This window comes from Pseudomonas fluorescens (genome assembly GCF_001708445.1).
GTDB classification, from domain to species: Bacteria; Pseudomonadota; Gammaproteobacteria; order Pseudomonadales; family Pseudomonadaceae; genus Aquipseudomonas; species Aquipseudomonas gorinensis.
In genome coordinates, this window is sequence record NZ_CP015637.1 from 608,938 (window position 1) to 621,475 (window position 12,538).

A 12,538-nucleotide genomic window follows, 5' to 3' on the forward strand; every position below is an offset into this window, starting at 1 on the left:
ACCCTCAATACAACGCTCTCTGGCTCACCTCACGGCGCAAACGGCATCACCCGCTTGTGCTCAGTCTTGCGGTACGTATCGCAGATAATCCTGAACGCCTCTTCCCGCACCGGCTCCCCGTGCAGGAACGCATCGATCTCGGCGTAAGTCACGCCATGTGACGCTTCGTCTGGCTTGCCTGGCGACAGGTCTTCCAGGTCCGCCGTCGGCACCTTCTCCACCAACGACTCCGGCGCCCCAAAGTGCCGTGCGATCGCGCGTACCTGGTTTTTCACCAGCCCGCTCAACGGTGCCAGGTCGCAGGCGCCATCGCCGAACTTGGTGAAAAAGCCCATCACCGCTTCCGCCGCATGGTCGGTGCCGATCACCAGGCCACCGGCCGCGCCGGCGATGGTGTACTGCGCCACCATGCGCATGCGCGCCTTGGTGTTGCCGAGCACGAAATCGCGGGACACCGCCGCCTTGCCTTCAAACGCCGCCACTTCATTGGCCAGGGATTTCACCGCCGGGCCGATGTTCACGGTATGGCGTTCGTCCGGTTCGATAAAGTCCACCGCCGCCTGGGCGTCGATTTCATCGAACTGGGTTTCGTAGGGCAGGCGCACGGCGATAAAACGGTAGGCCTCGTCACCCGTGCTGGAACGCAGTTCCTGCATCGCACGCTGGGCCAACAGGCCAGCGGTCAGGGAGTCGACGCCACCGCTGATGCCCAGCACCAATGTCTTGAGCCCGGCATTGCGCAGGCAGTCCTGGATAAAGGCCACGCGTCGGGCGACCTCGGCCTCAAGGGCGGCCTGGTCTTTGAACGGCGCTTGGACCTTGAGCTGCTGTGCAATCTCACGCTGTACGGCTTGCATGATTCACTCCTTGCTGGAAAGGGCAGGTACTTTGAAAACGTGACGCAAATAGGCGACGAAATTCGGGTCGGTGCAGTGGGTCTTGCCCGCTTCATCGGAGATTTTCGCGACGGGCTGGCCATTGCACGCGGTCATTTTAAGCACGATGCTCATCGGTTCCACACCTGGAATATCGCAGGTCAGGTTGGTGCCGATACCGAAGCTGACATTAATGCGCCCCCGCAGCGCACGGAATATCTCCAAGGCCTTGGGCAGCGACAGGCTGTCGGAAAACACCAGGGTCTTGCTCATCGGCTCGATGCCCAGCTTGTGGTAGTGGGCGATGGCTTTCTCTGCCCATTGCACCGGGTCGCCGGAGTCGTGGCGCAGGCCGTCGAACAGCTTGGCGAAGTACAAGTCGAAATCGCTGAGAAAAGCGTCAGTGGTGATGCAGTCGGTCAGCGCGATACCCAGCAGGCCACGGTATTCGCGGACCCAGCAGTCGAGGGCGGCAATCTGGCTGTCGATCAGGCGCGGGCCGAGTTGCTGGTGGGCCATGATCCATTCGTGGGCCATGGTGCCCAGCGGCTTCATATCGAACTCGCGCGCCAGGTGCACGTTGCTGGTGCCGACAAAACGGCCGGGGAAGTCGTGCTTGAGCACGCTGACCACTTCTTCCTGCACGCGGTACGAGAAACGTCGGCGCGTGCCGAAGTCGGCCACTTGCAGCTCGGACAGTTCATCGCTGCTGGCGTTGGCGGTCAACCAGTCGAACTTGCGGTACAGCTGCTCGCGGGCCTGTTCGAGGATCACGGTCTGGTAACGGTAGCGGTTGCGCACTTCGCTGACGATGGCCAGCATCGGCACTTCAAACAGGATCACATGCAGCCACGGCCCGCGCAGGCGGATAAACAGCTCGCCGTTCTCGATACCGGTCTGCACATAACGCAGGTTGAAACGAAACAGCCCGAGGAAGCGCAAAAAATCCGGCTTCATAAAGCTGATGCGTTCCAGGAAACCCAGTTGGTCCGGGCTCAGGCTCAGCTCGGCGAGGCGCTCGATCTGGTAGCGGATCTCCGCCAGGTACGGGCGCAGGTCTTCGCTGTTACGGCAACGAAACTCCCATTCAACTTCCACATTGGGGTAGTTGTGCAGCACCGCCTGCATCATGGTCAGCTTGTAGAAGTCGGTGTCGAGCAAGTTCTGCACGATGCGATCGGCAAACACACTCTCGCTCATAACGGGAATCTCCAGACAGGTCGGCGATGGGCGACGACCTTTACGCACAATTAAGGAAGGGGGCTAGTGGCGCATAGACCTATGGGGTTTTGCCAGTGATTTTTTCGGCCAGGCCACTGGCCTCATCGGGGGCAAGCCCCCTCCCACACTTGGAATGTGTTCCTGATGTGGGAGGGGGCTTGCCCCCGATAGCGCGATTTCAGGCACTAAATAACCTGCTCCATCATCCACTTTACAAACTCGCGCACCTTGGGCACTTCTGCCGAATGCTCGGGGTAGGCCAGGTAATACGCATCCTGGCTTGGCATCGCGTGCTGCCAAGGGATCACCAGCTTGCCCTCGGCCAGTTCCTCCTCCACCAGGAACCGCGGCAGCAGCGCCACGCCGCACCCCACCTGCGCCGCACGAATGCACATATAAAAGGTATCGAAGCGCGGCCCATGGTAGCTGTGCTCGGTGTGGAAACCCTGGTCGGCAAACCAGTCATGCCAGCCTTGGGGCCGCGAGGCGTTTTGCAGCAGCACCAGGTTGCTCAGTTGCGTGGGGTCGGTGAACGGCTGCGCGGGCAGGCTCTCCGGGGCGCATACCGGGATCAGTTCTTCGCTGAACAGCTTCAGGCTCTCCGTGCCGGGGCGCGCGCCCTGGCCGAAGTAGAACGCCATGTCGGCCTTGCCTTGCAGCAGTTCATCCGGCGCCTGTTCGTTGCACAGGTCCAGGTGAATCTGTGGGTGACGCAGGCGCCAGCCCTTGAGGCGCGGTACCAGCCAGCGCGCGCCAAACGTGTAGGGCGTGGACACGCGCAACACTTCGGTCTCGCCGCCATAGGAGCGCAGGTAATGGGTGGACATCTCCACCTGGGTGAGGATCTTGCGCACTTCCACCAGATACAGGTCGCCCGCCGGGGTCATCTGCAGGCGGCGGCGTACCCGGCGAAACAACAGGTGTTGCAGTAATTCTTCCAGCTGCGCGACCTGTTTGCTCACCGCGCTTTGCGTGAGGTTCAACTCCTCGGCGGCGCGGGTGAAGCTCAGGTGGCGGGTGGCGGCTTCGAAGCACTGCAGGGCAGTGATCGAGGGCAAATGTCTTTTGTTCAGCACGGCACGCCTCTTTTTATTCTTTGCATGAATAAACGGAATGATATCTCGCCTAATCGTCGTTTGTTGGCAAGTCTTGGGCCAGCTACAAATAAGGTCCGGATCGCCGTGTGGGCCGCGGCGCAATTTTTTTGTTGGTAGATTGAAGGAGTGACCCATGGTTGCCGCATTGCTTGATCGTCTCGGGGTAAACCCGGCGCTGTACCAGTCGGGTAAACAGCCCGTGCATTCGCCGATTGATGGCAGCCGTATCGGCAGCGTGCACTGGGAAGGTGCCGCCGAGGTGGAGCAACAGGTCAGTCGCGCCGAGCATGCATTCGAGGCCTGGCGCAAAGTGCCAGCGCCACGCCGTGGTGAGCTGGTACGCCAATTCGGCGACGTGTTGCGTGAATACAAGGCCGACCTGGGCGAGCTGGTGTCCTGGGAAGCCGGCAAGATCACCCAGGAAGGCTTGGGTGAAGTGCAGGAAATGATCGATATCTGCGACTTCGCCGTCGGCCTGTCGCGCCAGCTGTACGGTTTGACCATCGCCTCTGAGCGCCCCGGCCACCATATGCGTGAAACCTGGCACCCGTTGGGCGTGGTCGGCGTGATCAGTGCTTTCAACTTCCCGGTGGCCGTATGGGCGTGGAACACCACCCTGGCCCTGGTGTGCGGCAACGCCGTCATCTGGAAGCCTTCGGAAAAGACCCCGCTCACTGCCCTGGCCTGCCAGGCGCTGTTCGAGCGCGTGCTGAAGAACTTCAAGGACGCCCCGCAGTACCTGAGCCAAGTGATCATCGGTGGTCGTGACGCCGGTGCCGCACTGGTGGATGACCCGCGTGTCGCCCTGATCAGCGCCACCGGCAGCACGCGTATGGGCCGCGAAGTCGCGCCGAAAGTCGCCGCGCGTTTCGCCCGCAGCATCCTTGAACTGGGCGGTAACAACGCAATGATCCTCGGCCCGAGCGCCGACCTGGACATGGCCGTGCGCGCGATCCTGTTCAGCGCCGTCGGCACCGCCGGCCAGCGTTGCACCACCCTGCGCCGCCTGATTGCCCACGAGTCGGTCAAGGAAGAAATTGTCACCCGCCTCAAGGCGGCCTATTCCAAGGTGCGCATCGGCCACCCGCTGGAAGGCAACCTGATTGGCCCGCTGATCGACAAGCACGGCTTCGACAATATGCAGGACGCCTTGGAGCAAGCCCTGAGTGAAGGCGGCAAGGTGTTTGGCGGTAAGCGTCAGTTGGAAGACAAGTTCCCGAATGCCTACTACGTGTCGCCAGCGATCGTGGAAATGCCCGAGCAGAGCGACGTGGTGTGCACCGAGACCTTCGCACCGATTCTCTACGTGGTCGGCTACACCGACTTTGCCGAAGCCCTGCGCCTGAACAACGCGGTGCCGCAAGGCTTGTCGTCGTGCATCTTCACCACCGATGTGCGCGAAGCCGAGCAGTTCATGTCGGCAGTGGGCAGTGACTGCGGTATTGCCAACGTCAACATCGGCCCGAGCGGCGCCGAAATCGGCGGCGCGTTTGGCGGTGAGAAAGAGACCGGCGGCGGTCGTGAGTCGGGTTCGGATGCATGGCGCGGTTACATGCGTCGCCAGACCAATACCGTGAACTACTCGCTGGAGTTGCCATTGGCCCAGGGCATTACCTTCGACTGATTTCTGTAGGAGCGAGCTTGCTCGCGAAGATCGTCAACGATCAGGCGGGCAACCTGAATGAGCGCGATGTCCTTGCGTTTTTCGCGAGCAAGCTCGCTCCTACAGTGATGGTGTTGAACAAGAAAAATTGTTTGTTAGGTCTCATCGGAGTCTGGCAATGGCACTGCGCGAAACATGTTTGTGGGAACACCTCACCCCCGGCCGGCCGGATCGCGCCGCGCTCAAGGGCGAGGTCAAGGTGGATGTGTGCGTGATCGGTGCCGGGATCACCGGTTTGTCCGCGGCCATTCACTTGTTGGAACAGGGTAAAAGCGTCGCCGTGCTGGAAGCCCATCGCACCGGTCATGGCGGTTCGGGGCGCAACGTCGGGTTGGTCAATGCCGGCCTGTGGATTCCCCCGGACGAGATCGAAGCCGGTTTCGGCGAGGCGGTGGGCAGCCAGCTCAACCGCATGCTGGGTGCGGCACCGTCCCTGGTGTTCAGCCTGGTCGACAAATACAACATCGATTGCCAATTACGCCGCGAAGGCACCTTGCACATGGCGCACAACGCCCGTGGCGAAGCGGATCTGCGCAGTCGTGAAGAACAATGGAAGCGCCGTGGCGCGCCAGTCGAGCTGCTCACCGGCCAGGCCTGCGAGCAGGCCACCGGCACCCAAAAAATCGCCGCAGCCTTGCTGGACCGGCGCGCGGGCACCTTGAACCCGATGGCTTACACCAGTGGTTTGGCGAATGCGGCGGTCGGGCTGGGCGGGCAATTGTTCGACCATTCCCCGGTGACCCAGCTGGAACGCCAGGGTTCGCACTGGTCGGTGCAGACGGCCAACGGTGCGGTGCAGGCTGCACAAGTCGTGATCGCTTCCAATGCCTACACCGAAGGCGAATGGACCGAGTTACGGCGCAATTTCTTCCCCGGTTACTACTATCAGGTGGCTTCCGCCCCATTGACCGACGCCGCGGCCCAGCAAATCCTCCCCGGTGGCCAAGGTTCGTGGGACACACGCCAGGTCTTGAGCAGCATCCGCCGCGATGCCGATGGCCGCCTGTTGCTCGGCAGCCTGGGCAATGGCAGCCAGAAACCGACGTGGTTCCTCAAGGCGTGGGCCGATCGGGTGCAGCAGCATTACTTCCCGTACCTCAAATCGGTGCAATGGGAATACACCTGGACCGGTTGCATCGCGTTCACGCCCGATCACCTGATGCGCCTGTTCGAACCTGCCCCCGGCCTGGTCGCGGTAACGGGCTACAACGGGCGTGGCGTGACCACCGGCAGCGTGGTGGGCAAGGCATTCGCCGACTATTTGTGTCACCAGAATCCCCAGGCCCTGCCGATTCCGTTTACGCCAATGCAACCACTGGCCGCGGTGGGCCTGCGCAGCTGCCTTTATGAGGCCGGATTCTCGCTGTATCACGCAGGGCAATGCTTGAGGATCGTGATCTGATCAGCGAGATACCGCTCAGAAGCCTGCGTTTTCTGAGTAGGCTACTAATCTGTATTGGTGCAAGTCGTAGCAGTCGCGCACTGTAAATGTGCAGTTCCGTTACGCAGTCGGTTACAGCTGTAGGAACTGTCGTTTATCGCTTTGGTTGCAGGTGCGACCCGCCAGGGTTGTACTTTTTTGGCTGTAGGGTTGCACCTCTTGATACTAGAGGGTTGCACGTCCTGGCGAGCGGAGTCGAAACATCTGAAATAACAATGACACCGTGTCTTTTTGAAGAATAAAAACGTAATGGCACGAGGCTTGCTCAGGGCTTTCAGTGAAAGGTTTGAACGCAAGTTGTCGTGCCAAAAATCAAAAATATCGGAGCACCACTCATGTCCCAGACGTTTTACAAGAAAGGTTTTCTGGCCCTCGCCGTTGCAGCGGCACTGGGTGTTTCTACGTTTGTTCAAGCTGATGTGAAGATCGGCGTAGCGGGGCCCATGACCGGCGCCAACGCGTCGTTCGGTGAGCAGTACATGAAAGGTGCCCAGGCGGCAGCCGAGGTGATCAACAAGGCCGGCGGTATCAACGGCGAGAAGGTCGTGCTGGTTGCCGGTGACGATGCGTGTGAGCCGAAGCAGGCTGTGGCCGTGGCCAACCGCCTGGCGGACCAGGACAAAGTGATTGGCGTGGTCGGGCACTTCTGCTCGTCGAACACCATCCCGGCCTCCGAGGTTTACGACGAAGCGGGCATCATCGCGATCACCCCTGGCTCTACCAACCCACAAGTGACCGAACGCGGCCTGGGCGCCATGTTCCGTATGTGCGGCCGTGACGACCAGCAAGGCATCGTCGCCGGCGATTACATCGTCGACGTGCTCAAGGGCAAGAAAGTCGCGGTCATCAACGACAAGGACACCTACGGCAAAGGCCTGGCCGACGCCACCTCCGCCCAGTTGACCAAGCGCGGCGTCAAGCCGGTGCTGGAAGAGGGCCTGACCCGTGGCGAGAAAGACTTCAGCGCCCTGGTCACCAAAATCCGCTCCCTGGGCGCCGACGTCGTGTACTTCGGTGGCCTGCACCCGGAAGCCGGTCCGCTGGTCCGCCAGATTCGTGAAGCGGGCCTCAAAGACGTCAAGTTCATGTCCGATGACGGCGTGGTGACCGATGAACTGGTGGCCACCGCTGGCGGCGCGCAATACGTCGATGGCGTGTACATGACCTTTGGTGCCGACCCGCGCCTGCTGCCAGACAGCAAGGCCGTCGTGGAAGAGTTCCGCAAGGCCGGTTATGAGCCAGAAGGCTACACCCTGTACGCCTACGCCTCGCTGCAGGCCCTGGCCGCCGGTTTCAACGGCGCCAAGTCCAACAAGGGCGAAGACGCCGCCAAATGGCTGAAAGCGCACCCGGTCAAAACCGTGATGGGCGAGAAGACCTGGGACGCGAAGGGCGACTTGAAAGTCTCCGACTACGTGGTTTACCAGTGGGATAAAGACGGCAAATACCACCAGCTGGAAAAGCAGAAGTAAGGCATAGCTCCGACGTCCGAATGTGGGAGGGGGCTTGCCCCCGATGACGGTGTGTCAGCCCCCCGATGTACAGCTGACGCTCCGCAATCGGGGGCAAGCCCCCTCCCACAGGGGGACCGTGTTCTGATCGAGATCTGTCTTTTCCTCCAGAAGCGCCGCACACCTACTGGTGTGCAGGTGCTCACCGCGTGAGATTGCGTTATGGATGGTATTTTCCTGCAGCAACTGGTCAACGGCCTGACCCTCGGGTCGGTCTATGGCCTGATCGCCATCGGCTACACAATGGTCTATGGCATCATTGGCATGATCAACTTCGCCCATGGCGAGGTTTATATGATTTCCGCTTACCTCGCGGCGATCAGTCTGGCACTGCTGGCTTACTTCGGCATCGAATCCTTCCCACTGCTCATTCTCGGCACCCTGATCTTCACCGTGGTCGTCACTGGCGTTTACGGTTGGGTCATTGAACGTGTCGCCTACAAACCGCTGCGCAACTCCACCCGACTGGCACCGCTGATCAGCGCCATCGGGATCTCCCTGATCCTGCAGAACTACGCGCAGATCGCCCAGGGTGCGAAACAACAAGGCATTCCAACCCTGCTGGCCGGCGCCTGGCGCGTCGACATCGGCAGTGGGTTCGTCCAGCTCACGTACACCAAGATCTTCATCCTCGTGGCGGCGTTTGCCGGCATGGCGTTGCTCACCTACATCATCAAGTACACCAAGCTCGGCCGCATGTGCCGCGCCACCCAGCAAGACCGCAAGATGGCCTCGATCCTGGGGATCAACACCGACCGCGTGATCTCCTACGTGTTTATCATCGGTGCCGCCATGGCGGCCCTGGCCGGCGTGCTGATCACCCTCAACTACGGCACGTTCGACTTCTACGCCGGCTTCATCATCGGCATCAAGGCGTTTACCGCAGCGGTACTCGGCGGCATCGGTTCCCTGCCTGGGGCCATGCTCGGCGGGATCATCCTGGGTATTTCCGAGTCGTTGTTCTCGGGGTTGATCAACTCTGACTACAAAGACGTGTTCAGTTTCTCCCTGTTGGTGGTGATTCTGATTTTCCGTCCTCAGGGCCTGCTTGGTCGCCCACTCGTGGCGAAGGTGTAAACATGTCTGCTGCCAAACCTATCGATATCAAGAAAAGTGTGGTCGATACGATCCTTGCCGGGCTTATTTCGCTGATCGTATTCGGTCCGATCGTCGGCGTGGTCCTCGACGGCTACAGCTTTAACCTGGAACCTGCGCGCGTGGCCACCTTGGTCGCCATCGTGATGGCCGGCCGCTTTGCCCTCAGCCTGTTCCTGCAAACCCCCAAAGGCCTGAAGATTCTGCAAGGCTTCGAAAGCAGTGGCTCCGGCGTGCACGTACTGCCACCGGACTACAAGTCGCGGCTGCGCTGGATCATCCCGGTGTTGATCGTGATCGCCATCGTGTTCCCGATCTTCGCCAACAAATACCTGCTGACCGTGGTGATCCTCGGGTTGATCTACGTGTTGCTGGGCCTGGGCCTGAACATCGTGGTCGGCCTGGCCGGCTTGCTCGACCTGGGTTACGTGGCGTTCTACGCCATCGGTGCCTACGGCCTGGCGCTGGGCTACCAGTACCTCGGCCTGGGCTTCTGGACGGTGCTGCCCCTGGCAGCCATCTGTGCGGCGCTGGCGGGGTGCATACTCGGATTCCCGGTGTTGCGAATGCACGGTGACTACCTGGCCATCGTGACCCTGGGCTTTGGTGAAATCATTCGGTTGGTGCTGAACAACTGGCTGTCATTTACCGGCGGCCCGAACGGTATGCCGGTGCCTTCGCCAACCTTCCTCGGCCTGGAGTTCGGGCGCAAGGCGAAGGATGGCGGGATTCCGTTCCATGAGTTCTTCGGCATCGATTACAACCCCAACATCAAGTTCATGTTCATCTACATCGTGCTGTTCCTGGTGGTGCTGGCTGTGCTGTACATCAAGCACCGTCTGACCCGCATGCCTGTAGGCCGTGCCTGGGAGGCCTTGCGCGAAGATGAGATCGCCTGCCGTTCCATGGGCCTGAACCATGTATTGGTCAAGCTCTCGGCGTTCACCATTGGCGCTTCCACTGCCGGCCTGGCCGGGGTGTTCTTTGCCAGCTACCAGGGCTTCGTCAACCCGTCGTCGTTCACCTTCTTCGAGTCGGCGCTGATCCTGGCCATCGTCGTACTGGGCGGCATGGGCTCGACGGTTGGCGTGGTGATTGCGGCATTTGTATTGACCGTCGCCCCGGAACTGCTGCGCAGCTTCTCCGAATACCGCGTGCTGCTGTTTGGCGTGTTGATGGTGGTGATGATGATCTGGCGACCGCGTGGGCTGATCCGCATCAGCCGTACCGGCGTGACCCCACGTAAAGGAGTGGCGCCATGAGCAAGGAAATCGTCCTCAGCGTGGAACACCTGATGATGCACTTCGGTGGCATCAAGGCCTTGAGCGATGTGAGCCTCAAGGTCGAACGCAACTCGATCTTCGCCCTGATCGGCCCCAACGGCGCGGGCAAGACCACCGTGTTCAACTGCCTCACCGGCTTCTACAAAGCCAGCGGTGGCAAGATCGAGCTCAACGTACGTGGCAAGCAGACCAACGTGATCCAGTTGCTCGGCGAGCGCTTCAAGGCCGTCGACTTCGTCTCGCCGAAAAGCTTCTTCAGCCGGGTGTTCTACAAGATGTTCGGCGGTACTCACCTGGTCAACCGTGCCGGCCTGGCCCGCACGTTCCAGAACATCCGCCTGTTCAAGGAAATGTCGGTGCTGGAAAACCTGCTGGTGGCCCAGCACATGTGGGTCAACCGCAACATGCTGGCGGGCATCCTCAACACCAAGGGCTACCGCAAGGCCGAAAGCGATGCACTCGACCACGCGTTCTACTGGCTCGAAGTAGTCGACCTGGTGGACTGCGCCAACCGCCTCGCCGGCGAACTTTCCTATGGCCAGCAACGCCGTCTGGAAATCGCCCGCGCCATGTGCACGCGACCGCAGATCATCTGCCTCGACGAGCCCGCGGCGGGCCTCAACCCCCAGGAAACCGAAGCCCTCAGCGCGATGATTCGCCTGCTGCGCGACGAACACGACCTCACGGTGGTGCTGATCGAACACGACATGGGCATGGTGATGAGTATTTCCGACCACATCGTGGTGCTCGACCACGGCAACGTGATCGCCGAAGGTGGGCCGGAAGCGATCCGCAACGACCCGAAAGTGATTGCCGCCTACCTGGGTGCTGACGAAGAGGAGCTGGTATGAGTGCGCCTATCCTCGAAATGAAGGACCTGGATGTGTTCTACGGCCCGATCCAGGCCCTGAAGAAAGTCTCGCTGCACATCAACGAAGGCGAGACCGTCAGCCTGATCGGCTCCAACGGCGCGGGTAAATCCACGTTGCTGATGTCGATCTTCGGCCAGCCACGGGCGGAGTCGGGGCAGATTCTCTATAACGGTGTCGACATTACCCACAAGTCGTCCCACTACATCGCCTCCAACGGTATTGCGCAGTCGCCGGAAGGGCGGCGGGTGTTCCCCGACATGACCGTCGAGGAAAACCTGCTGATGGGCACCATCCCTATCGGTGACAAGTTCGCCCAGGAAGACATGCAGCGCATGTTCGAGCTGTTCCCGCGGCTCAAGGAGCGGCGTAACCAGAGGGCCATGACCATGTCCGGTGGCGAGCAGCAAATGCTCGCCATTGCCCGCGCGCTGATGAGCCGTCCCAAGTTGCTGTTGCTGGATGAACCGAGCCTGGGCCTGGCGCCGATTGTGGTGAAGCAGATCTTTTCCACCCTGCGCGAACTGGCCTCCACCGGGATGACCATCTTCCTGGTGGAGCAGAACGCCAACCATGCACTGCGTTTGTCGGACCGGGCGTATGTGATGGTGAACGGCGAGATTCGCCTCACAGGCACCGGCAAGGAGCTGCTGGTGAACGAGGAAGTGCGCAACGCCTACCTCGGCGGCCACTGATCCAAATAACAATGCAGTCCCCCTGTGGGAGGGGCGGTGCGACGATTCGACTTGCCCCCGATGGCGGTGTATCAGTCGGCACATCTGATACTGACCCACCGCTATCGGGGGCAAGTCGAATCGTCGCACCGCCCCTCCCACATTTGGTTTTATGGTGCCCACAAGGGCGATCCCAAATTGTGGAAAACAAATCCAGCCTCCCTCCAAAGCGCGACATATAGCCGCCGCAAATCCCTGTTTTGTCACAGTTTTGACTTGTCCCCATCCACTGTGGAACCGGCTGTGGGTAACGTGGGAGTAGCTGGCTGAACGCCTTTAAAACCGTGGCTTCCAGCTGTGTGGTTGTTTTTTGATCAGTGGCTTTTTCGCGGCCGATCGAGGGGTTTGTCAACCTGTTTAAAGACACAGGTATATGACTGAAATATGTCCCGCCAGCCTGTGGATAAGTCTGTGATTAAACTCTGGAAAGACTGCCGCAGAGGCCGGAATGACTGGCCTGGAGCCATCGTTCGATTTTCCCCGCTGCCTATGGGGCTACATACGCCTGCGCTCAGGTCAAGCAAAAAACTTTCTAAAATCGCCTGAAAGCCTTGTACACAGCGGCCTGAAGCGTTTTGCACTTGCCCCCAAAGACTGTGGGCGCAGCTGTGGATAACCTGCGTGCATATGGCTGCAAGCCACGGCTCATAAGGCTTTGCTCGTTATGGTTAAAAAATAACCAGGCGTGAGTGAGGTGATGTGCATAGCGGTTGCCGCAACCGCGGCGTAAAGGCATTCTGCTGGCTGAT

The 12,538-nt window shown here is 60.4% G+C and carries 10 protein-coding genes; 7 read left to right on the plus strand and 3 right to left on the minus strand.

What is annotated here, in order from left to right; genetic code table 11:
• Positions 1-29: 29 nt before the first annotated feature.
• From nadE to A7317_RS02605, 3 genes are all read right to left on the minus strand, one after another.
• Complete coding sequence (nadE, locus tag A7317_RS02595) at positions 30-857, minus strand: ammonia-dependent NAD(+) synthetase (RefSeq protein WP_024073103.1); 828 nt, start codon at positions 855-857, stop codon at positions 30-32.
• 3 nt (positions 858-860) lie between these two features.
• Positions 861-2,075, minus strand: coding sequence for a nicotinate phosphoribosyltransferase (gene pncB / locus A7317_RS02600; protein WP_024073104.1), 1,215 nt, complete (start codon positions 2,073-2,075; stop codon positions 861-863).
• 206 nt (positions 2,076-2,281) lie between these two features.
• Entirely contained in the window at positions 2,282-3,172 is an 891-nt protein-coding gene (locus A7317_RS02605) for a LysR family transcriptional regulator (RefSeq protein WP_024073105.1), read from the minus strand.
• Positions 3,173-3,326: 154 nt separating this feature from the next.
• Between A7317_RS02605 and A7317_RS02610 the strand changes: the two genes are divergently transcribed.
• The 7 genes from A7317_RS02610 (at position 3,327) to A7317_RS02640 (ending at position 11,750) form a co-directional block, all read left to right on the plus strand.
• On the plus strand, positions 3,327-4,817 hold the full coding sequence (locus A7317_RS02610) for an aldehyde dehydrogenase family protein (protein ID WP_024073106.1): 1,491 nt from the start codon (positions 3,327-3,329) through the stop codon (positions 4,815-4,817).
• Between the two features lie 157 nt (positions 4,818-4,974).
• A complete protein-coding gene (locus A7317_RS02615) occupies positions 4,975-6,258 on the plus strand; it encodes an NAD(P)/FAD-dependent oxidoreductase (RefSeq protein ID WP_024073107.1) in 1,284 nt (427 codons plus the stop codon).
• Between the two features lie 374 nt (positions 6,259-6,632).
• On the plus strand, positions 6,633-7,769 hold the full coding sequence (locus tag A7317_RS02620; RefSeq protein ID WP_024073108.1) for a branched-chain amino acid ABC transporter substrate-binding protein: 1,137 nt from the start codon (positions 6,633-6,635) through the stop codon (positions 7,767-7,769).
• A 201-nt stretch (positions 7,770-7,970) separates the two neighbouring features.
• The gene (locus tag A7317_RS02625; protein WP_024073109.1) at positions 7,971-8,885 is read left to right on the plus strand and encodes an ABC transporter permease subunit; all 915 of its coding nucleotides are present in this window, start codon (positions 7,971-7,973) and stop codon (positions 8,883-8,885) included.
• A gap of 2 nt (positions 8,886-8,887) precedes the next feature.
• Complete coding sequence (gene livM / locus A7317_RS02630) at positions 8,888-10,165, plus strand: high-affinity branched-chain amino acid ABC transporter permease LivM (protein ID WP_024073110.1); 1,278 nt, start codon at positions 8,888-8,890, stop codon at positions 10,163-10,165.
• Positions 10,162-11,037, plus strand: a complete 876-nt coding sequence (locus A7317_RS02635) for an ABC transporter ATP-binding protein (protein WP_024073111.1) — start codon at positions 10,162-10,164, stop codon at positions 11,035-11,037. The genes livM and A7317_RS02635 overlap by 4 nt, the downstream gene beginning before the upstream one ends.
• Positions 11,034-11,750, plus strand: a complete 717-nt coding sequence (locus tag A7317_RS02640; protein ID WP_024073112.1) for an ABC transporter ATP-binding protein — start codon at positions 11,034-11,036, stop codon at positions 11,748-11,750. Before A7317_RS02635 ends, A7317_RS02640 begins: the two co-directional genes overlap by 4 nt.
• The last annotated feature ends 788 nt before the right edge of the window (positions 11,751-12,538 follow it).